The organism is Streptomyces sp. NPDC102490 (assembly GCF_044765285.1).
In the GTDB taxonomy this organism is placed as follows: Bacteria; Actinomycetota; Actinomycetes; order Streptomycetales; family Streptomycetaceae; genus Streptomyces.
The window spans coordinates 24,359-44,675 of the sequence record NZ_JBIWJU010000010.1; the positions used below are offsets into that span (position 1 = coordinate 24,359).

General features: G+C 72.5%; 18 protein-coding genes. 12 read left to right on the forward strand and 6 right to left on the reverse strand.

Features of this window, described 5'->3' with window-relative positions; translation table 11 throughout:
* Positions 1 to 65: 65 nt before the first annotated feature.
* Positions 66 to 1,862 carry an AMP-dependent synthetase/ligase gene (locus ACIRGB_RS23255; RefSeq protein ID WP_403868239.1) on the reverse strand — a complete coding sequence of 599 codons (1,797 nt, stop codon included), beginning with the start codon at positions 1,860 to 1,862 and terminating at the stop codon, positions 66 to 68.
* Between the two features lie 310 nt (positions 1,863 to 2,172).
* Between ACIRGB_RS23255 and ACIRGB_RS23260 the strand changes: the two genes are divergently transcribed.
* From ACIRGB_RS23260 to ACIRGB_RS23285, 6 genes are all read left to right on the forward strand, one after another.
* Entirely contained in the window at positions 2,173 to 2,970 is a 798-nt protein-coding gene (locus tag ACIRGB_RS23260) for a metallophosphoesterase (RefSeq protein ID WP_403868241.1), read from the forward strand.
* Positions 2,971 to 3,078: 108 nt separating this feature from the next.
* Positions 3,079 to 3,513 (forward strand): SRPBCC family protein, encoded by a 435-nt coding sequence (locus ACIRGB_RS23265; protein WP_403868245.1) that lies wholly within the window; start codon positions 3,079 to 3,081, stop codon positions 3,511 to 3,513.
* A 156-nt stretch (positions 3,514 to 3,669) separates the two neighbouring features.
* Positions 3,670 to 4,842, forward strand: coding sequence for an ArsA-related P-loop ATPase (locus ACIRGB_RS23270; protein ID WP_403868248.1), 1,173 nt, complete (start codon positions 3,670 to 3,672; stop codon positions 4,840 to 4,842).
* Positions 4,843 to 4,915: 73 nt separating this feature from the next.
* Positions 4,916 to 5,458: a DUF5304 domain-containing protein gene (locus tag ACIRGB_RS23275; protein WP_403868251.1), complete on the forward strand. Its 543-nt coding sequence runs from the start codon at positions 4,916 to 4,918 to the stop codon at positions 5,456 to 5,458.
* Between the two features lie 54 nt (positions 5,459 to 5,512).
* A complete protein-coding gene (locus ACIRGB_RS23280; protein ID WP_104636216.1) occupies positions 5,513 to 6,466 on the forward strand; it encodes an ROK family glucokinase in 954 nt (317 codons plus the stop codon).
* A gap of 138 nt (positions 6,467 to 6,604) precedes the next feature.
* On the forward strand, positions 6,605 to 7,354 hold the full coding sequence (locus ACIRGB_RS23285; protein ID WP_403868254.1) for an endonuclease/exonuclease/phosphatase family protein: 750 nt from the start codon (positions 6,605 to 6,607) through the stop codon (positions 7,352 to 7,354).
* 41 nt (positions 7,355 to 7,395) lie between these two features.
* Here ACIRGB_RS23285 and ACIRGB_RS23290 read toward each other — a convergent pair whose 3' ends face one another.
* Together ACIRGB_RS23290 and ACIRGB_RS23295 are read right to left on the reverse strand one after the other, a co-directional pair.
* A complete protein-coding gene (locus ACIRGB_RS23290) occupies positions 7,396 to 8,031 on the reverse strand; it encodes a hypothetical protein (protein WP_403868257.1) in 636 nt (211 codons plus the stop codon).
* Positions 8,024 to 8,827 (reverse strand): alpha/beta hydrolase, encoded by an 804-nt coding sequence (locus ACIRGB_RS23295; RefSeq protein ID WP_403868260.1) that lies wholly within the window; start codon positions 8,825 to 8,827, stop codon positions 8,024 to 8,026. The genes ACIRGB_RS23290 and ACIRGB_RS23295 overlap by 8 nt, the downstream gene beginning before the upstream one ends.
* Positions 8,828 to 8,977: 150 nt before the next feature.
* Between ACIRGB_RS23295 and ACIRGB_RS23300 the strand changes: the two genes are divergently transcribed.
* From ACIRGB_RS23300 to ACIRGB_RS23320, 5 genes are all read left to right on the forward strand, one after another.
* Positions 8,978 to 9,715 carry a lysophospholipid acyltransferase family protein gene (locus ACIRGB_RS23300; protein ID WP_403868263.1) on the forward strand — a complete coding sequence of 246 codons (738 nt, stop codon included), beginning with the start codon at positions 8,978 to 8,980 and terminating at the stop codon, positions 9,713 to 9,715.
* A 22-nt stretch (positions 9,716 to 9,737) separates the two neighbouring features.
* Positions 9,738 to 10,994: a MacS family sensor histidine kinase gene (gene macS / locus ACIRGB_RS23305; RefSeq protein ID WP_403868266.1), complete on the forward strand. Its 1,257-nt coding sequence runs from the start codon at positions 9,738 to 9,740 to the stop codon at positions 10,992 to 10,994.
* A 67-nt stretch (positions 10,995 to 11,061) separates the two neighbouring features.
* A complete protein-coding gene (locus tag ACIRGB_RS23310; protein WP_403869093.1) occupies positions 11,062 to 11,709 on the forward strand; it encodes a response regulator in 648 nt (215 codons plus the stop codon).
* Positions 11,710 to 11,766: 57 nt separating this feature from the next.
* On the forward strand, positions 11,767 to 12,795 hold the full coding sequence (locus ACIRGB_RS23315) for a 6-phosphofructokinase (RefSeq protein WP_403868269.1): 1,029 nt from the start codon (positions 11,767 to 11,769) through the stop codon (positions 12,793 to 12,795).
* 61 nt (positions 12,796 to 12,856) lie between these two features.
* Positions 12,857 to 13,852, forward strand: a complete 996-nt coding sequence (locus ACIRGB_RS23320) for a 2-hydroxyacid dehydrogenase (RefSeq protein WP_403868272.1) — start codon at positions 12,857 to 12,859, stop codon at positions 13,850 to 13,852.
* Here ACIRGB_RS23320 and ACIRGB_RS23325 read toward each other — a convergent pair.
* The 3 genes from ACIRGB_RS23325 to ACIRGB_RS23335 all read right to left on the reverse strand — a co-directional run bounded on the left by ACIRGB_RS23325 (position 13,804) and on the right by ACIRGB_RS23335 (position 18,748).
* A complete protein-coding gene (locus ACIRGB_RS23325) occupies positions 13,804 to 15,711 on the reverse strand; it encodes an anthranilate synthase family protein (RefSeq protein ID WP_403868275.1) in 1,908 nt (635 codons plus the stop codon). The genes ACIRGB_RS23320 and ACIRGB_RS23325 overlap by 49 nt on opposite strands.
* A 106-nt stretch (positions 15,712 to 15,817) precedes the next feature.
* Positions 15,818 to 15,874 carry a trp operon leader peptide gene (locus ACIRGB_RS23330; protein WP_071528813.1) on the reverse strand — a complete coding sequence of 19 codons (57 nt, stop codon included), beginning with the start codon at positions 15,872 to 15,874 and terminating at the stop codon, positions 15,818 to 15,820.
* A 45-nt stretch (positions 15,875 to 15,919) separates the two neighbouring features.
* Entirely contained in the window at positions 15,920 to 18,748 is a 2,829-nt protein-coding gene (locus ACIRGB_RS23335; protein ID WP_403868278.1) for an N-acetylmuramoyl-L-alanine amidase, read from the reverse strand.
* A 169-nt stretch (positions 18,749 to 18,917) separates the two neighbouring features.
* Here ACIRGB_RS23335 and ACIRGB_RS23340 point away from each other — a divergent pair, with 169 nt between their 5' ends.
* Positions 18,918 to 20,270, forward strand: a complete 1,353-nt coding sequence (locus tag ACIRGB_RS23340) for a class II 3-deoxy-7-phosphoheptulonate synthase (RefSeq protein ID WP_403868281.1) — start codon at positions 18,918 to 18,920, stop codon at positions 20,268 to 20,270.
* The last annotated feature ends 47 nt before the right edge of the window (positions 20,271 to 20,317 follow it).

The following is a 20,317-nucleotide window of genomic DNA, read 5'->3' on the forward strand; positions in this document are numbered from 1 at the left end:
AGCCACGACGAGGCCGCACCCGCCCATGGCGACCAAGGGGCACCCCCATAGGCGCCCCCGCCCGACTACTTGGCGTAGATCGCCTCGATCTCTTCCGCGTAGTCCTTGGCGACAACATTCCGCTTCAGCTTCAGCGAAGGCGTCAAATGCCCCGAGTCCTCGGTGAACTGCGCCCCCAGCACCCGGAACTTCCGCACCGACTCCGCCTTGGACACCGCCGCGTTCCCGTCGTCGATCGCGTCCTGGATCGCCGCGAGCAGGTCCGGGTCGTCCTTCAGCGACACCGCACTCGAACCGGCCGGCTTCCCGTGCTCCGCGCACCAGCGGTCCAGGAACTCCTCGTCCAGGGTGACCAGCGCGCCCACGAAGGGCCGCCCGTCGCCGACCACCATGCACTCGGCGACCAGCGCGTGCGCGCGGATGCGGTCCTCTATGACGGCCGGGGCGACGTTCTTGCCGCCGGCGGTGACGATGATCTCCTTCTTGCGGCCGGTGATCCGCAGGTACCCGTCCTCGTCGAGGGTGCCGATGTCGCCGGTGTGGAACCAGCCGTCGGCCAGCGCCTCCGCGGTCGCGCCCGGGTTGTTCCAGTACTCCTTGAACAGGTGCTCGCCGTGCAGCAGCACCTCGCCGTCGTCCGCGATGCGCACCACGGAGCCGGGCAGCGGCTGGCCGACCGTGCCGATCTTCTGCCGGTCCCAGGGGTTGAAGGCGGTCGCCGCGCAGGACTCGGTGAGGCCGTAGCCCTCCAGCACGGTGAAGCCGATGCCGCGGAAGAAGTGACCGAGCCGCTCGCCGAGCGGGGCGCCGCCGGAGATGGCGTACTCGCCGCGGCCGCCGAGGACCGTACGGAGCTTGCTGTAGACGAGCTTGTCGAAGACCTTGTGCTTGAGCTTCAGGCCCACGGACGGGCCGGACGGGGTGTCCAGGGCCTTGCTGTACGCGATCGCCGTGTCCGCGGCCTTGTCGAAGATCTTGCCCTTGCCGTCGGCCTGCGCCTTGGCCCGCGCCGAGTTGTACACCTTCTCGAAGACGCGCGGCACGCCGAGGATCAGCGTGGGCCGGAAGGCGGCCAGTTCGTCGGTGAGGTTCTTGATGTCGGGGACGTTGCCCAGCTTGATCGGCGCGATCATCGGCGCGACCTGGACCAGCCGTCCGAAGACGTGCGCGAGCGGGAGGAAGAGGAGGACCGAGCACTCACCGGTGCGGAAGAGCGGGCGCAGCCGCTCGACGACGTTCCCGCACTCCGCGAAGAAGCTGCGGTGGGTCAGCACGCAGCCCTTGGGGCGGCCCGTGGTGCCGGAGGTGTACACGATGGTCGCGGGGTCGTCGGCCTTCGCGATCGAGCCGCGCTCCTCGACGGTGCGGTCCGTGACGTCCTGGCCCAGCCGCCCCAGCTCCTCCACGGCGCCGGCGTCGATCTGCCAGACGTTCTTGAGGGCGGGCAGCTGCTCGCGCACCGACTCGACGGTGGCGGCGTGCCCGGCCGACTCCACGACGCACGCCGTGGCACCCGAGTCGCTGAGGATCCACTGCACCTGCTCGGGCGAGCTGGTCTCGTACACCGGCACGGTGATCGCGCCCGCGCTCCAGATCGCGAAGTCCAGCAGGGTCCACTCGTAGCGCGTGCGGGACATCAGGCCGACCCGGTCGCCCGGCTGGACACCGGAGGCGATGAGGCCCTTGGCGGCGGAGTGCACCTCGGCGAGGAAGATGCGCGCGGTCACGTCCTGCCAGGCGCCGCCCACCTTGCGGGCGATGACGGCGACGTCCGGATGCTGCGCGGCGTTTCTGCGGACGATGTCGGTCAGGTTTCCGTCCGCGGGGACCTCGTACAAGGCCGGAAGGCTGAACTCGCGCAAGACTGCTGCTCCTCATAGGGCGCCGGCGCCACGACGTTGTGTGATGCGACGGTGCGGTCCAAGGCTCGGGCTGTGGCTCCGGAGGACTCATGCGGGATTCACATGTTGAAATCCAGAGCACGACTGGACTGCCCGGACGTTACCCGCCGGTATGTGGTCTCCGACAGGGGGTCCCCGCGAGATGTTCGCTGCGTCACACGGATGGGGTTTGCTGTGCGCACAGTAGTCGACGGATCAACGGACCAGCCAGTAACCGCAGGTCCGACCGCCACTGTTCACATCAGGCACGCGCTGCTTACGCTTGATCGCCATGGCACCCACACCGCCCCGTAACACGAGCACGCGCGTCCACGTGGTCAGCGACGTCCACGGCAACGCCCGCGACCTGGCCAGGGCCGGCGAGGGCGCCGACGCCCTGATCTGCCTGGGGGACCTGGTCCTCTTCCTCGACTACGCCGACCACTCGCGCGGCATCTTCCCCGACCTGTTCGGCGTCGCGAACGCCGACCGCATCGTCGAGCTGCGCACCGCCCGCCGCTTCGCCGAGGCGCAGGAGTTCGGGGCGCGCTTGTGGGCCGGGGTCGACGGGGACCGGCGGGAGCTGATCGAACGGGCAGTGCGCAAGCAGTACGCCGAACTGTTCGCCGCGTTCCCCACCCCGACGTACGCCACCTACGGCAACGTCGACGTGCCCCCGCTGTGGCCCGAGTACGCCCGTCCCGGCACCACCGTGCTCGACGGGGAGCGGGTGGAGATCGGCGGCCGCGTCTTCGGCTTCGTCGGCGGCGGGCTGCGCACCCCGATGCGCACGCCGTACGAGATCAGCGACGAGGAGTACGCCGCGAAGATCGAGGCGGTCGGCGAGGTGGACGTGCTGTGCACCCACATCCCGCCCCAGGTGCCGGAACTGGTCTACGACACGGTGGCCCGGCGCTTCGAGCGGGGCAGCCGCGCGCTGCTGGACGCGATCCGCCGCACCCGCCCCCGCTACGCCCTGTTCGGCCACGTCCACCAGCCGCTGGCCCGGCGGATGCGCGTCGGCGCCACCGAATGCGTGAACGTCGGCCACTTCGCGTCGACGGGACGGCCGTGGGCGCTGGAGTGGTGACCGTGCCCGGCGGACCCGCGCAGGTGGGTGGTGGCATGCGCGCTCCCCGTGCGCGATAGCCTTCACGCGGCACACACGTAGCGGCCCGCATCCGGAGGAGCCACGACGATGGCGGAACACACCAGCTCGAGCATCACCATCGAGGCGGCACCGGCCGACGTCATGGCGGTGATCGCCGACTTCGAGCGCTATCCGGACTGGACGGGCGAGGTGAAAGAGGCCCAGGTCCTCGCGGCCGACGCGCAGGGCCGTGCCGAGCAGGTCCGGCTCGTCATGGACGCCGGGGCGATCAAGGACGACCAGACGCTGGCCTACACCTGGACCGGCGAGCACGAGGTCTCCTGGACGCTGGTCAAGTCCCAGATGCTGCGCTCCCTCGACGGCACCTACCTGCTGCGCCCGGCGGGCACGGGCACGGAGGTCACCTACCGGCTCACGGTGGACGTCAAGATCCCGATGCTCGGCATGATCAAGCGCAAGGCGGAAAAGGTCATCACGGACCGCGCCCTGGCGGGCCTGAAGAAGCGGGTGGAGTCGAAGTAACGCAGCTGCGGGCAGTCGTGCCTCCCCCAGTGCCTGAACGGCCTGGGAGGTACCCCCAGACGACACGGGTGGGCGCAGCGGCACCCCGCGACGCCGGGCAGCGCACCCCGCCGGTCACCGCTCAACCGGCGGAGCCCCCAGGTAGCGTTCACCCCCATGCGCACCCTCCTGATCACGGGCCCCGGCGGCACCGGCCGTACCACCGTCGCCGCCGCCACCGCGCTCGCCGCAGCCCGGCAGGGCACCCGCACCCTCCTGCTCGGCACCGACCGCGACGACACCCTCGGCGCCGTGCTCGGCCTGCGCACCGGCCCGGCGCCGACCCCCGTCGAACCCGGCCTCACCGTCTGGCGCCCCGACGCCGCCCAGGGCTTCCGCGACGGCCTCGCCGCCCTCCAGGACCGCGCCGCCTCCGCGCTCGACCTCCTCGGCGCCGCCCGCCTCGACCCCGAGGACCTCACCCCGCTGCCCGGCGCCGAGGACCTCGCCCTGCTGCGCGCCCTGCGCGAGGCCGCCCTCGCCGAGGCGCACGACCTCCTCGTCGTCGACCTCCCGCCCGCGCCCCGCGCCCTCGCCCTGCTCGCCGCGCCGGAGGAGCTGCGCCGCTGTCTGCGCCGCCTGCTCCCGCCCGAGCGGCAGGCCGCCCGCGCCCTGCGCCCCGTCCTCGGCCGGCTCGCCGGCGTCCCCATGCCGGCCGAGGCGCTGTACGAGGCCGCCGCCCGCTGGGACCTGGAACTCGCCGCCACCGAGGCCGTACTGGCCGACCGGAACACCGTCGTACGGCTGGTCGCCGAACCCGGACCGGCCGGAGCCGACGCCGTCCGCGCCACCGCCCTCGGCCTCGCCCTGCGCGGCCTGCGCACCGACCTCCTGGTCGCCAACCGGGTCCTGCCGGAGGACACCCCGGCGGACAGCTGGCTCAGCGGCCCCCTCGCCCAGCAGCGCAAAACCCTGGAGGAATGGCGGGGGTCCCACGACGTCCGCGCCGTCGCCCATCTCGGCCGCGACCCGCGCGGCACGGACGACCTCGCCGCCCTCGACGTGCCGGGCGTCAACCCGGACGCCTCCCCGGTCGAGTGGCCCGTCACCGACCGGCTGGCCGAGGACGGCGTGCTGGTCTGGCACATCCCGCTGCCCGGCGCCGTCCGCGAGGAGCTGGACCTGATCCGCCGCGGTGACGAACTGGTCGTCGCCGCCGGGCCCTTCCGCCGCATCGTCGCGCTGCCCTCCGCGCTGCGCCGCTGCACCGTCGACGGGGCGGCGCTGCGGGACGGCACGCTCGCCGTCCGGTTCGCGCCGGACCCGGAACTGTGGCCGCGGGGACGCTGAGCCGACCGGACCCGCCTGAGCACCGGCCCGTTCGGGTAACGTCGTAAGGACGAACCGTAGTCAGGAGTCCGTCATGAGCGAAGAGCTCCCCCCGTCCGAGGCCCCCCGCCCCGACGAGGCCGACGCGGTCGACACGACGCGAGCGGCCGACGCCGACGCCGACGCCTGGTCCACGGCGTGTGCCGAGGACCTGGAGGCCGAGAAGGCCCGCCGCCGTGCCGAGTACGGGCCGCAGCCCGGCTCGGCCGCCGAGGAGCTGCGCCGGCTCGTCGACACCGTCGCGGACAAGCTGTCCGGTCTCCAGTCCCCGCTGCTCGGCCAGGTCGCCGGGCCCGCCGCCCAGCAGGTGGTCCGGCAGGTCGTGCAGCAGGCGAAGGCCGCCGTCGAACCGGTCATCGAACGCAACCCGGACGTGTTCGACCACCTCGCCGCCGCCGGCGGTGAACTCCTCGCCGCCTACCGCTCCGCCGTCCAGAACCAGGAACGCCGCTGGACCACCGGCGACCCCGCGCCCAGCGAGCCACGCGACCCGCGTGACCTGGACGAACACGAGGCCGACGGCCGCGACGACGGCGACGAGGGCACCGGCCCGGGACAGCGCATCGACCTGGACTGAGCCCCGCCTCGGGTACGGTTGCCCTTAGCGGGGCTCGACCGAACTGAGGGATTCATGGGACTCACCATCGGCGTCGACATCGGCGGCACGAAGATCGCGGCCGGCGTGGTCGACGAGGAAGGCAACATCCTCTCGACCCACAAGGTGCCGACCCCCACCACACCCGAGGCCATCGTGGACGCCATCGCCTCCGCGGTGGAGGGCGCGCGCGTGGGACACGACATCGTCGGCGTCGGCATCGGTGCCGCCGGATACGTCAACCGCCAGCGCTCCACGGTCTACTTCGCGCCCAACATCGACTGGCGCCAGGAGCCGCTCAAGGAGAAGGTCGAGGCCCGCGTCGGCCTCCCGGTCGTCGTGGAGAACGACGCCAACGCCGCGGCCTGGGGCGAGTACAAGTTCGGCGGCGGCAAGGGCCACCGCAACGTCATCTGCATCACCCTGGGCACCGGCCTCGGCGGCGGCATCATCATCGGCAACAAGCTGCGCCGCGGCCACTTCGGCGTGGCCGCCGAGTTCGGCCACATCCGCATGGTGCCCGACGGCCTGCTGTGCGGCTGCGGCTCGCAGGGCTGCTGGGAGCAGTACGCGTCGGGCCGGGCGCTGGTGCGGTACGCCAAGCAGCGCGCCAACGCCACCCCCGAGCGCGCCGAGGTGCTGCTCGCGCTCGGCGACGGCACCCCCGACGGCATCGAGGGCAAGCACATCTCGGTCGCCGCCCGGCAGGGCTGCCCGGTCGCCGTCGACTCCTACCGGGAGCTGGCCCGCTGGGCCGGCGCCGGCCTCGCCGACCTGGCCTCGCTCTTCGACCCGTCCGCCTTCATCGTCGGCGGCGGCCTCTCGGACGAGGGCGACCTGGTCCTCGACCCGATCCGCAAGTCCTACAAGCGCTGGCTGGTCGGCGGCAACTGGCGCCCGGTCGCCGACGTGATCGCCGCCCAGCTCGGCAACAAGGCGGGCCTGGTCGGCGCGGCCGACCTGGCCCGGGAGCCCGACCCGATCATGTAGCAAACGGTCACCGCACGCCGCCAGGGGCGCGGGGCGGAGTCCATCTGGGGCTCCGCCCCGCGGGCGCGACAAGCCACGTACTACCGGCAGTCGCCCACGATCCCCGCGCCCCGAGCCGGTGGGCGTACATTGATCAACATGGAGCAGCTCCCCAACTCCCAGACAGAACCCGACGGTTCCGCGGTCCTCCGCGTCCTGAGCTACAACATCCGCTCGCTGCGCGACGACACCGACGCCCTCGTCCGCGTCATCCGGGCCTGCGCACCCGATCTCGTCCTCCTCCAGGAAGCCCCCCGCTTCTTCCGCTGGCGCAAGAAGCTCACCCGCCTGGCCCGCGAGACGGACCTGGTGCTCCTCTCCGGTGGCGGAACCGCCGCCGGCCCCGCGCTGCTCTGCTCCCTGCGGGCCACCGTGGAGCGCACCGAGGACGTGCTGCTCCCGCTCACCCCCGGCCAACACCGCCGGGGCCTGGCCACCGCCGTGGTCCGGATCGGCGGGGCCCGTCTCGGCGTGCTCAGCACCCACCTGTCCCTGGACGCGGACGAGCGCCACGAGCAGGCGGGGCTCCTCCTCGACCGGCTGGCCGCCCTGGGCGTGCCCCACGCCGTGGCGGGCGGCGACCTGAACGAGCGCCCCGGCGGCCGCACCTTCCGGCGGCTCGGGGACGGGCTGCGCGACTGCTGGACCGCGGCCCCTTGGGGCGGCGAGTACACCTTCCCGGCCGCCGCCCCGGACCGCCGTATCGACGCGGTCTTCGTCACCGAGGGCGTCGAGGTGCTGGGCTGCGGGGTGCCGTCGGGGCTGCCCGGGGTGGCCGAGGACGACCTGAGGGCGGCCACGGACCACCTCCCGGTCCTGACCGCCCTCCGCGTACCCGCGACCGCCTGACCCGAGGCCCGAGGCCCGAGGCCCGGAGCCGGGCCGTCCGGCTACACCACCGCGCCCCGGCCCGGATCGTCGTCGTCCTCGTCGCCCGTCCGCATCCGCATGACCAGGGTGGCGAAGCCGCCGAGGAAGCCGCCGATGCTCAGGGTCGTCAGCCACCAGGTCATGTCCCAGCCGAGCACCACCGCCAGCAGGAGCAGCACAGGGCCGCCGAGCACGCCCAGCCAGGCGAACTTCGCGGTGGGGTCGGCGTCGGGCAGCGGGGGCGGCTCGGGCGGCACGAAGTGGCCCTCGTCGTCCGCGTCGAAGTCGTCGTCGGACGGCTCGGCGGGCGTGTGGTCGCGGGGCCCGACGCCGGGCGCGAAGGCGACGGAGCCGCCCAGCGGCCGGTCCGAGGCGGGCCGCTGCGCCGAAGGCTTCTCGTCGTTCACCTCCGGCTCCAGCAGCGCCAGGTCCTCGACCGACTTGAAGGGCTTGGTGCCCGGCGGGTCCGGGGGCTCCTCCCCGTACCCGGCGACGATCGCGGCCCAGGCGGCGTCCTCGTCGAGGGACACACCCTGCGCCTCGGGACCGCCGTCCGCCGCGCGCTCCCGTGCCTCGCGGCGCTCCCGCTCCAGGTCCCGTTCCTCGCGTTCCTCGCGGTCCTCGCGGTCCTCGCGGTCGGAGTCGTGCTCAGCCACCTGCGGCCGTCCCTTCCTTGCCGAGACCGGACTCCGGTTCCCCGACGGAACCGGGCGCGAGCCGGCCGATGAACGCGACGCTCTCAGCGAAGATCCGGTCCGCATCGTGGTCCAACGTCGCCACGTGGTAGCTCTGTTCCAGCAGGATCTCCGTCACGTCCGTCGACGACACCCGGCCCAGGATGCGCGCCGAGTCGGCCGGCGGCACCACGTGGTCCTGCGGACTGCGCAGCAGCAGCAGCGGCTGGGTCACCTGCGGCAGGTCGCCGTCGGTGAGCCGGAAGAAGGCGCGCAGCGAGTGCGCCGCGTGCAGCGGCACCCTGTCGTACCCCAGCTCCGTGCTGAGCGGCTTGGCGATGTCGCTGGCGATGCCCTTCGTCGCGGGCACCAGGTGGCGCAGGAGCGGAAGGGCGTGCTGGGCGACGCCGTGCATCCGGTTCGCCGGGTTGACCACGACGACGCCCGACACCGCGTCGCCGTGCTTGGCGGCGAGCCGCAGCGCCAGCGCGCCGCCCATGGACAGCCCGGCCACGAAGACCCGCGCGCAGCGCTCGCGCAGGACGCGCAGCTCGCGGTCCACCTCCGCGTACCAGTCCGGCCAGCCGGTGACCTGCATGTCCTGCCAGCGGGTGCCGTGCCCGGGCAGCAGCGGCAGCGCCACGGTCAGACCGCGCGCGGCCAGGTACTCGGCCCAGGGGCGCAGCGACTGCGGGGAACCGGTGAAACCGTGACAGAGGAGGACGCCGACCTCACCGCCCTCGTGGCGGTACGGCTCGGCTCCGGGCAGGACCGACACGTCTCGGTCTCCTGTCGTCAGGGATACTCGCGGGCCTTTCACCGTACGCGACCGCGGTGACACCGACCAGGGCCGTCGGGGCCATTGACGGTGCCCCGGGTTAAGGTCTGAGCCACGGACACGGGAGGCACTGGGTTGTTGTACGGCGCGATGAAGGTCACCATCGGGGGGTCGCTGAAGCTAGCCTTCCGGCCCTGGGTGGAGGGCCTGGAGCACATCCCGGCCGACGGCCCGGCCATTCTGGCCAGCAACCACCTGTCGTTCTCCGACTCGTTCTTCCTGCCCGCGGTCCTCGACCGCAAGGTGACCTTCATCGCCAAGGCCGAGTACTTCAACACCCCCGGGGTCAAGGGCCGGCTGACCGCCGCCTTCTTCAAGGGGGTCGGCCAGCTCCCCGTGGACCGCTCCGGCGCGCGCGGCGCGGGGGAGGCCGCCATCAAGAGCGGCATGGAGGTCCTGGAGCGCGGCGAGCTGTTCGGCATCTACCCCGAGGGCACGCGCTCCCCGGACGGCCGCCTCTACCGCGGCAAGCCGGGCGGACTGGCGCGCGTGGCGCTCGCCACCGGCGCGCCCGTCATCCCCGTCGCCATGATCGACACCGAGAAGATCCAGCCGCCCGGCCAGGTGATGCCGAAGCTGATGCGGCCCGGCATCCGCATCGGCACGCCGCTGGACTTCTCCCGCTACCAGGGCATGGAGCACGACCGCTTCGTGCTCCGCGCGGTGACCGACGAGGTCATGTACGAGATCATGAAGCTCTCCGGCCAGGAGTACGTCGACATGTACGCGACCGCCATGAAGCGGCAGCTCACGGAGGCGGCGAAGGCGGAGAAGGCTGCCAAGGCCGAGAAGGCCGCGCAGGCCGAGAAGGACCGGGCCGGGACGTAGGCACGGGGGAGGGAGGGGGGACATGGCCAGACGCGAGCGAGTCATGAGGATGTCGGTCGAGCAACCGCTGTGGCGCGCGCTCGCCGGCTACCGCGTGCTCACCATGCTGTACGCGATCGGCTTCTTCGCCACCGCCTGGTCCGGGTTCGCCCGCCCCTGGCTCGCCGTCGCCTACTACGCGGTCCTCCTCGTCTGGACCCTGGCCACCCTGCCCAAGGTCGCGAACGCCGCGAGCTGCACCAAGCGGTTCCTCGCCGCCGACCTCACCGTCGCGATGGCCGGCATCCTGCTCACGCCCTTCGCCGACGCCCACGAACGCGTCATGGACGGCGGACCGACCCTGCCGTCGATATGGACCGCCGGCTCCGTGCTGGCCTTCGCCATCAAGGGCGGCTGGCGCTGGGCCGCCGTGGCCTCCACCCTCGTCGCCGTCGCCAACCTGGTCGAACGCGGCACCCCGGCCCGCGACACCGTCCACAACGTCATCCTCGTCTGGGTCGCCTCCATCGCCATCGGCTACGTCGTCGAGGTCGCCCGCGCCTCCGAGCGCACCCTCGCGCGCGCCCTGGAGATCGAGGCGGCGACCAGAGAACGCGAACGGCTCGCCCGGGACATCCACGACAGCGTCCTCCAGGTGCTGGCGATGGTGCAGCGCCGGGGCGCCGTCATCGGCGGCGAGGCGGCCGAGCTGGGCCGGCTCGCCGGGGAGCAGGAGGTGGCCCTGCGCACCCTGGTCTCCCGCGGCCTGGTGCCCGTCTCCCGCGTGTCGGAGGACGCCGCCGAGGGCGCGGTCGTCCGGGTGGTCGACGAACCGGAGGGGGCGGACCCGGGCGGCCCGGTGGATCTGCGCGACCTGCTCGCGCCGTACGCCGGTTCCCTGGTGAACCTCGCCGAACCGGGCGCCCCGGTCCTCCTGGCCCCGGAGGCCGCGCGGGAGCTGGCCGCCGCCGTGGGCGCCGCCCTGGACAACGTCCGCGAGCACGTCGGTGCGCGGGCCCGCGCCTGGATCCTGGTCGAGGACGAACCGGACGAGGTGATCGTCACCGTCCGCGACGAGGGGCCCGGCATCCCGGACGGGCGGCTCGCCGAGGCCGAGGGCGAGGGACGGCTCGGCGTGGCCCTGTCGATCCGCGGCCGGCTGCGCGACCTCGGCGGCACCGCCGAGGTGATCTCGGTGCCCGGCCAGGGCACGGAGGTCGAACTGAAGGCGCCGAAGAAGACCGTCGGTACCACCGCACGGGGGAAGGCAGCGGACCATGAGCGAACGACAGAACCCTGAACGACAGGCCCCTGAACGGCAGGACCCTGCGCGCCAGGACCCTGGGAGCCGGGACGCGATCAAGGTCATGGTGGTCGACGACCACCCGATGTGGCGCGACGCGGTCGCCCGGGACCTGGCCGAGTCCGGCTTCGACGTGGTCGCCACGGCGAGCGACGGCGACCAGGCGGTGCGCCGCGCCCGCGCCGCGGCCCCCGACGTCCTCGTGCTCGACCTCAACCTGCCCGGCAAGCCCGGCGTCCAGGTCTGCAAGGAGGTCGTCGGCGCCGACCCGCGGCTGCGCGTGCTGGTGCTCTCGGCGAGCGGGGAGCACGCCGACGTCCTCGAGGCGGTCAAGTCCGGCGCGACCGGGTACCTGCTGAAGTCGGCCTCCACCGAGGAGCTGCGGGACGCGGTGCACCGTACGGCCGCCGGTGACCCGGTGTTCACCCCGGGGCTGGCCGGACTGGTCCTCGGCGAGTACCGCCGCCTCGCCTCCGAACCCGCCCCCGCGGCGGGCACCGACGACCCCGGCGCACCCCGGCTCACCGACCGGGAGACCGAGGTGCTGCGCCTGGTCGCCAAGGGTCTGAGCTACAAGCAGATCGCCGAACGCCTGGTCATCTCCCACCGCACCGTGCAGAACCACGTCCAGAACACCCTCGGCAAGCTCCAGCTGCACAACCGGGTCGAGCTGGTGCGGTACGCGATAGAACGGGGTCTGGACGACGCGTGACCCGCGCGGGACAGTGGCAGTGGCCTCAACCACCCACTGTGGCAAGGGGATTACGCGATGAAGGTCGGAGTACTGACCGGCGGCGGTGACTGCCCCGGGCTGAACGCCGTGATCCGGGCCGTCGTCCGCAAGGGCGTCCAGGAGTACGGCTACGAGTTCACCGGCTTCCGGGACGGCTGGCGCGGCCCCCTGGAGGGCGACACCGTCCCGCTCGACATCCCGGCCGTCCGCGGCATCCTGCCCCGCGGCGGCACCGTCCTCGGCTCCTCGCGCACCAACCCGCTCCAGCAGCAGGGCGGCATCCGGCGCATCAAGGACAACCTCGCCGCCCTCGGCGTCGAGGCGCTCATCACCATCGGCGGCGAGGACACCCTCGGCGTCGCCACCCGCCTCGCGGACGAGTACGGCGTGCCCTGCGTCGGCGTCCCCAAGACCATCGACAACGACCTGTCCGCCACCGACTACACCTTCGGCTTCGACACCGCCGTCGGCATCGCCACCGAGGCCATCGACCGGCTGCACACCACCGCCGAGTCCCACATGCGGGTCCTGGTCGTCGAGGTCATGGGCCGGCACGCCGGCTGGATCGCCCTGCACTCGGGCCTGGCCGGCGGCGCCAACGTCATCCTCATCCCCGAGCAGCGCTTCGACATCGAGCAGGTGTGCTCCTGGGTGACCTCCCGGTTCCGGGCGTCCTACGCCCCGATCGTGGTCGTCGCCGAGGGCGCGATGCCCCGCGACGGCGACCTGGTCCTCAAGGACCAGTCGCTGGACTCCTACGGGCACGTCCGGCTGTCCGGGGTCGGCGAGTGGCTGGCCAAGCAGATCGAGAAGCGCACCGGCAAGGAGGCCCGCACCACCGTCCTCGGGCACGTCCAGCGCGGCGGCACACCCAGCGCCTTCGACCGCTGGCTCGCCACCCGCTTCGGCCTGCACGCCATCGACTGCGTCCGCGACGCCGACTTCGGCACGATGGTCGCCCTGCGCGGCACCGACATCGTCCGCGTCCCGATCGCCGAGGCGACGGCCCGCCTGAAGACGGTCGACCCGGCGCTGTACGAGGAGGTGGGCGTCTTTTTCGGCTGACCGGCGAGGGCGGGCCCGGGGTCGTATATTCGGCCCGGAGCCCACCAGGACGGGAGCGGTCGTGGAGATCCTTGCCTTCGGCGTCCAGGCCGACGAGAAGCCCCTGATCGAGCGGGCCTTCCGCGACCAGGAGGAGGTCCGCTGCCTGGACGTCTTCCTCAACGAGGACACCGCCCCCATCGCGGCCGGCCACGAGATCGTCTCCACGTCCGTCAACGCCGACCTCGGCGCGGCCGTCCTGGAGATCCTCGCGGCCGGCGGCACCCGGATGGTGGCCCAGCGCTCCACCGGCTTCAACAACGTCGACCTGGACGCGGCCGAACGGCTCGGCATGACCGTGGCCCGGGTGTCGTCCTACTCGCCGTACTCGGTCGCCGAGTTCGCCTGGGCCCTCGCCATGGCCGTCAACCGGCGGATCGTGCGCGCCTCCATCCGCACCCGCGACTTCGACTTCCGCCTCGACGGCCTGATGGGCCGGGACCTGCACGGCCGCACCGCCGGCGTCCTCGGCACCGGGAAGATCGGCGAGGCCTTCGCCCGGATCGCCCACGGCTTCGGCATGCGCCTGCTCGGCTGGGACGTCGCCGAGAACCCGGCCTGCGCCGAACTCGGCATGCGCTACGTCCCGAAGGACGAGCTGCTCGCCCGCTCCGACCTGATCACCCTGCACGTCCCGCTGATGGCCGAGACCCGGCACCTGATCGACGCGGCCGCCCTGAAGGCGATGCGCGACGACGCCCTCCTGATCAACTCCAGTCGCGGCGGCCTGATCGACACCGCGGCCCTCGTCGGCGAGCTGCGCGCGGGCCGCTTCACGGGCGTGGGCCTGGACGTGTACGAGGCGGAGGCGGGCCTGTTCTTCCTCGACAAGTCCCTGGAGGCCGTCGAGGACGACACCCTGGCCCGCCTCGTCACCTTCCCGAACGTCCTGGTCACCTCCCACCAGGCGTACTACACCGAGGACGCCGTCGGCCAGATCGTCGACGCGACGGTGCGCAACGTCCTCGACTACCGCGCGGGCCGCCGCTCGGAGAACGTGCTCGTGCCGCGCAGCTGACCGGTCAGCTCCCGCACGATCGCCGTGCCGTTCAGCGTCAGCACCGACTCGGGGTGGAACTGCACGCCCGCCAGGCCCGGCCCGCGCAGCGCGTGCACCTCGCCGTTCGCGGCCCGGCTCACCTCGATGCCGTGCGCGGCCAGCCCGGCGGCCGCCCGGTCGTCGCAGCGCGCGGTGAAGCTGTTGTAGAAGCCGACCGTCTCCGGCCGCCCGAACAGGTCGATCCCGGTCTGCGCACCCTGGTAGGGCACCTCCTTGCGGACGACGTCCAGACCCAGCTCCGCCGCGATCAGCTCGTGCCCGAGGCAGACACCGAGGACGCCGTTCCGGTTCGCCCCCAGCACCTCGGCGGTCAGGGACCGCAGGAAGCGCATCTTCGGGTCGGCCGGGTCGGCGGGATCACCGGGGCCGGGCCCCAGCACCACCGGCCCGCCCTCGTGCCCGAGGACCGCCTCGCGCAGCCCCGGCTCGTCGTACCGCCGGACGCTCACCGCGAGCCCCGACGAGCGCAGCACGTGCGCGAGCATCGCCGTGAAGGTGTCCTCCGCGTCCACGACCAGCGCGTGCCCGGTGAGCGAGGCCGACGGCTCCCGCATCCGCAGCCAGAACGGGGCCAGCGAGGCGCGCCGCCCGTCCAGCGCGGCCCGCACCCGGGGATCGTCCGCCAGTCTCGGCCGCCCGGCCTCCGCCCGCGGCCGGGACGGGCGTACGCCCAGCGCCGCCAGCACCCCGGCCGCCTTGGCGTGCGTCTCCGCGACCTCGCCCGCCGGGGCGGAGCCGCGCACCAGGGTGGCGCCGACCGGCACCCGCAGCCGCCCGTCGGCGTCGATGTCGGCGGTGCGGATCAGGATGGGGGAGTCCAGGGTCTGGGGCCCGGCCGGCCGGCCCGGCCCCTCACCCGGGTCCCGGCCGAGCAGCGCCAGCGCGCCCGCGTAGTAGCCCCGGCCCCCGGCCTCGTGCCGCTCGATGACCCGGCAGGCGTTCTGCACCGGGGAGCCGGTGACCGTCGCCGCGAACATCGTCTCCCGCAGCACCTCCCGCACGTCCAGCGAGGACTTCCCGCGCAGCTCGTACTCGGTGTGCGCGAGGTGCGCCATCTCCTTCAGCCGCGGGCCGACGACCACCCCGCCCATGTCGCCGACGGTGCACATCATCTTCAGTTCCTCGTCGACGACCATCGACAGCTCCTCGATCTCCTTGCCGTCGGCGAGGAAGTCGAGCAGGTGCTCGGGCGTCGGCCCCTCGGCGGGGTAGCGGTACGTGCCGCTGATCGGGTTCATCACGACCGTGCCGCCGGACATCCGCACGTGCACCTCCGGACTGGCGCCCACCAGCGTCCGCTCCCCGGTGTGCACCACGAACGTCCAGTACGCGCCCCGCTCGCCCTCCAGGAGCCGTCGGAACAACGCCAGCGCGTCGGCCCGCCCGAACCCGGGGATCCGGCCCTCGTACGTCCGCCGGATCACGAAGTTGGCGCCCTCGCCCCGCCCGATCTCCTCGTCGAGGACCCGCCCGACGATCCGCGCGTACTCCTCGTCGCCGACGTCGAAGCCGCCGCCCTCGACCCGGACCTCGTGCGCGGGCAGCCGGTCCAGCGCCTCGGCGAGCGGGATGCCGTACCGCTCCTCGGGGGTGAGCATCAGCAGCGGGGTGCCGTCGTCGCGGACGTCGAAGCCGCGCTCGCGGATCTGCCGGAAGGGGACGAGCGCCAGCCCCTCGTCGGGCAGGTCGGCGAGACGGTCGTACTCCGCGACCGGTCCGACCAGCAGCTCCACCAGGTCGTGGTCGTGGCCGGGGGCGCGACGGCGCAGCAGGGCGAAGGGGCGGGGGTCGGTCAGGAGGCTGTCGAGCGGTGTCATGGGTCCGTGTCCTTCTCGGTTCGTCGGTGAGGAGGAACGGACCCGGGCTCGGAAACACCGAAGGCCGCCCCTCGGGCGGCCTTCGCGAAGTCTTGCGTACGCGCAGTCAGTGGGCCGCCGGATGAGCGGTCCACCACCAGTTCTGGGTCGAGTGCGCGAACATGCCGCCGACCCTAGCGCATCCGCGCCGGGGCCGACGGCGATCGACTCAGATGATCATGCCGTAGGTGTTCCAGCCGCCGCCGACCTTGGCGCGGGTCTTGAACGGCGCCGTGGCGCTGCCGGTGCCCTGGTAGAACCAGAGCACGCCGTCCTTGTCCCGGGCGATCAGGTCCGGCACCCCGTCGCGGTTCAGGTCGCTCGGCCCGTTCAGCACGGTGTAGACCGACCAGCCGCCGCCGACCCTGGACTTGGTCGCGAAGGGTGACGCGGCGTTGCCGGTGCCCTTGTAGAGCCACAGGACACCGCTCTTGTCGCGGGCGATCAGGTCGGCCTTGCCGTCACCCGTGAGGTCGCCGGTGTCGGTCAGCGCGTTGTAGACGGACCAGCCGCCGCCGACCCGGGTGCGGGCCGCGAAGGGCGCGGTCGTGTTGCCGGTGCCCTTGTAGAGCCAGAGCACGCCGCTCTTGTCGCGGGCGATCAGGTCGGCCTTGCCGTCACCCGTGAGGTCACGGGCGCCGATGATCGTGTCGTAGACGGACCAGCCGCCGCCGACCCGGGTGCGGGCCGCGAACGGCGCGGCGGTGTTGCCGGTGCCCTTGTAGTACCAGAGCACGCCGCTCTTGTCCCGGGCCACCATGTCGCCGGTGCCGTCGGCGCGCAGCGCCGTCATCGTCGTCACCGCGTCGTAGGCGTTCCAGCCCGGGCCGACGCGGAAGCGGCCGAAGAACGGCGAGGACGCGCTGCCGGTGCCCTGGTACTGCCACAGCACGCCCGAGGAGTCCCGGCCGAGGATGTCGTACCGGTCGGTGCCCGGGTCGGGCGCGGTGCCCTTGGCCAGCTGGACGTCGGCCGTGCGGACGTAGCCGATGCGGTGGTTGAAGTGGATCGGGTAGTACGTGGTGTTGCCCACCACCACCGTGCGCGAGCCCGCGCCCGAACCGTCCATGTTGCCGCTGTTGTAGTACGAGCCCTTCATGGCGCCACCGGCCAGCGCGTACTTCTGCCCGGCCAGGACGCCGTACTTGGTCAGCGACTCGTTGTTCTTGGTCTGAACCGGCACTCCGGTGCCCGTGTACGCGCTGTCCTCGGGGTAGGCGCGCCCGTACACCGGGACCGAGGACGACCCCGCCTTGGGCGTGACCACGTCCGGGGTGCCGACGGGGGTGGCGAACTGGCCGCCGCGGTTGGAGAACCAGGCCTTCTTGCCGCCGTACCAGATGGCCGTCCAGTCCTGCCGGGCCTCGGCGACCACGAACTCGCTGCCGGCCAGGACCTTGTTGCCCCAGTTCCAGCCCTCGGACCAGGTCTGGCTGCCCAGGTACGGGTCGGTGAGGGTGGCCGAGGAGGTGGACGGCGAGGAGTACAGGTAGGTGAAGTTCGCCGGCTGCGCGGGGACCGGGGAACCGCTGTTGGTGATCTTCGGCTGGTTGGCCGTGGTGAACGGCGGGACGACGCGGATCACCTGGCCGGCCTTGTACGGGCCGCCCGGACCCCCGGCGCCGGTGGGGGCGCCCAGCAGGTCCATGTAGTGGTTCCAGTCCCAGAACGGGCCCGGGTCCCAGTGCTGGGACTTCACGTTGCCGTCCAGGACGCCCGGGACCTCGTCGTGGCCGAGGACGTGCTCACGGTCCAGCGGGATGTCGTACTTTCCGGCCAGGTACTTCACCAGCGCGGCCGAGGACTCGTACTGCGGCTCGGTGTACCAGCTGCCGTCCTTGATCGCGTAACCCTCGTGCTCGATGCCGATCGAGTGCATGTTGAGGGTCTTGTTGGCCGCGTGCCACGCCTCGTTCTTGTTCTCGACCAGCTGGGTGACCAGACCGTCGGAGGCGCGGATCAGATAGTGGGCGCTGGCGTACGACAGGGAGTTCTGGAAGACGCCCAGGGCGCTGCTGTAACTGCCCTCGGTGTCGTGGATCACGATCGAGGTGATCTCGTGGCCGGCCGTGGGGCGGTTCGCGACGTTGTAGTTGCCCCAGTCGTCGATGCCGCCGTTCTGCTTGTAGGCGGCGGGACGGAAGTCGCAGTTCAGGCCGGACGGGCACTCGGGGGCCGGGGCGGCGGAGGCCGCGGCCAGCTCCAGGTCCGTCGTCTTGCGCGGCTTCACCGCCGGGTCGGCCGGCAGGCTGAGCGACTGGCCGTCGGCGGTGACGCGCTGCTCACCGGTCTTGATCGAATCGAACACGCGCTGCGCGAAGAGCTGCGCGCCCTTGGTGTCCGGGGCCTGGCTGGCGCGGGCCACCGCCGGGTACCAGGCGCCGGGGTCCGCGGGCAGCGAACCGGTCGCGTCCTTCTGGTACTTGGCCAGCAGCGCGGCGCCCGCCCGGATGCTCTCGCCGGTGTCGCTCTGCACCGTCTCGGCCGACGCGTCGATGAGGCCGGCCGCCTCGTCCAGGGTGTGCAGCCGCGGGTCGTCGGTGTCGACGGGCTCCTCGTCGAGGCTCTTGAGCGCCTTGTCGGCGTCGAAGTGCTTCTCGACCACCGGGTCGCCGCTGCGGTTCATGTGCTCGAGCCGGTGCTCGCGCTCCTCGGCGGCGCCGTCGTGCTCCAGGCTGTCCGCGTCGACGTCCGTGAGGCCCATCACGTTGTAGGCGCCGGTGGTGCTCGGCAGCCCGTCGTGGTCCTCCCAGCGCGTCTGCCGGTACGAGACCGCCATCAGCACGCTCTGCGGGACGTCGAACTCCTCGGCCGCCTGCTCGAACTCGCTCTGCAACCGGGCCCCCGGGGCCACGGCGGCCTGGGCCTGGTCCGAGCCGAGCAGGCCCGGCGAGGCCAGGGCCAGGCCGCCGGCCGTGGCGGCGACGGCCACCGCCGAGGCGGCGGCGTAGACGAGCAGTCTCTTCTTCTTGCGGTCTCTGCGGTGCTCCGCGCTCAAAACCCCACCCCGGTATGCGCTCGATATGAATATGTCTGTGAGTTCACCGTGATCCGAACTCAGGAGGCGCGTGAGGTTACCAACCCGGCAGCGCCGGCCCGCACCGGGGTCCCGTCTCACCTGTCGAGCCACGCGAAAACCGCGTGACGCGACCCCGTAGGGTTGAGGGGTGACCGTGAACGCTAAGACCAGCCCGAGCGCTGGCAACACCTGGCGAGACCTGCCCGCGGCGCAGCAGCCCGAGTACCCCGACCTTGAGGCTCTGCGCGCAGTGATCGCGGACCTCGAGTCGTATCCGCCGCTCGTCTTCGCGGGCGAGTGCGACCAGCTGCGCGCCCGGATGGCGGCCGTCGCCAAGGGAGAGGCGTTCCTCCTCCAGGGCGGCGACTGCGCCGAGGCCTTCGACGCGGTGTCCGCGGACCACATCCGCAACAAGCTCAAGACCCTCCTCCAGATGGGGGCCGTCCTCACCTACGCCGCCTCCGTGCCCGTGGTGAAGGTCGGCCGGATCGCCGGCCAGTACTCCAAGCCGCGCTCCAAGCCGACCGAGACCCGCGACGGCGTGACCCTGCCGACCTACCGCGGCGACTCCGTCAACGGCTTCGACTTCACCGAAGAGGCCCGGATCCCGGACCCCGAGCGGCTCAAGCGCATGTACCACGCGTCGGCGTCCACGCTGAACCTGGTGCGCGCCTTCACCACCGGCGGCTACGCCGACCTGCGCCAGGTGCACGCCTGGAACCAGGACTTCGTGAAGTCCTCCCCCTCCGGCCAGCGCTACGAGCAGCTCGCCCGGGAGATCGACAACGCGCTGAACTTCATGCGTGCCTGCGGCACGGACCCGGCCGAGTTCCAGACCGTGGAGTTCTTCTCCTCGCACGAGGCGCTGCTGCTGGACTACGAGTCGGCCCTCACCCGCGTCGACTCGCGCACCGGGCAGCTGTACGACGTCTCCGGGCACATGGTGTGGATCGGTGAGCGCACCCGGCAGCTGGACCACGCGCACATCGAGTTCGCCTCGCGGATCCGCAACCCGATCGGCATCAAGCTCGGCCCGTCCACCACGGCCGAGGAGGCGCTCCAGTACATCGAGCGCCTGGACCCCGAGCGCGAGCCCGGGCGGCTGACCTTCATCGTCCGGATGGGCGCGGACAAGATCCGCGACAAGCTCCCGGAGCTGGTGGAGAAGGTCACCGCGTCCGGCGCCACGGTCGCCTGGATCACCGACCCGATGCACGGCAACACCTACGAGGCGGCCTCCGGTCACAAGACCCGCCGCTTCGACGACGTGCTCGACGAGGTCAAGGGCTTCTTCGAGGTGCACAAGTCGCTCGGCACCCACCCGGGCGGCATCCACGTCGAGCTGACCGGCGACGACGTCACCGAGTGCGTGGGCGGCGGCGACGAGATCTTCGTCGACGACCTGCACCAGCGCTACGAGACGGCCTGCGACCCGCGGCTGAACCGCAGCCAGTCGCTCGACCTGGCGTTCCTGGTGGCAGAGATGTACCGGGACCAGTAACGGGACCGCCCCTGGCTGGGCGGGTGAAATGGGGCGCGGGTCACATG

Coding starts and splice junctions, on each gene's coding strand:
- ACIRGB_RS23260 (WP_403868241.1), top strand. CDS start 2,173: ATGGCACCCACACCGCCCCGTAACACGAGCACGCGCGTCCACGTGGTC.
- ACIRGB_RS23265 (WP_403868245.1), top strand. CDS start 3,079: ATGGCGGAACACACCAGCTCGAGCATCACCATCGAGGCGGCACCGGCC.
- ACIRGB_RS23270 (WP_403868248.1), top strand. CDS start 3,670: ATGCGCACCCTCCTGATCACGGGCCCCGGCGGCACCGGCCGTACCACC.
- ACIRGB_RS23275 (WP_403868251.1), top strand. CDS start 4,916: ATGAGCGAAGAGCTCCCCCCGTCCGAGGCCCCCCGCCCCGACGAGGCC.
- ACIRGB_RS23280 (WP_104636216.1), top strand. CDS start 5,513: ATGGGACTCACCATCGGCGTCGACATCGGCGGCACGAAGATCGCGGCC.
- ACIRGB_RS23285 (WP_403868254.1), top strand. CDS start 6,605: ATGGAGCAGCTCCCCAACTCCCAGACAGAACCCGACGGTTCCGCGGTC.
- ACIRGB_RS23300 (WP_403868263.1), top strand. CDS start 8,978: ATGAAGGTCACCATCGGGGGGTCGCTGAAGCTAGCCTTCCGGCCCTGG.
- macS (WP_403868266.1), top strand. CDS start 9,738: ATGGCCAGACGCGAGCGAGTCATGAGGATGTCGGTCGAGCAACCGCTG.
- ACIRGB_RS23310 (WP_403869093.1), top strand. CDS start 11,062: ATGGTGGTCGACGACCACCCGATGTGGCGCGACGCGGTCGCCCGGGAC.
- ACIRGB_RS23315 (WP_403868269.1), top strand. CDS start 11,767: ATGAAGGTCGGAGTACTGACCGGCGGCGGTGACTGCCCCGGGCTGAAC.
- ACIRGB_RS23325 (WP_403868275.1), bottom strand. CDS start 15,711: ATGACACCGCTCGACAGCCTCCTGACCGACCCCCGCCCCTTCGCCCTG.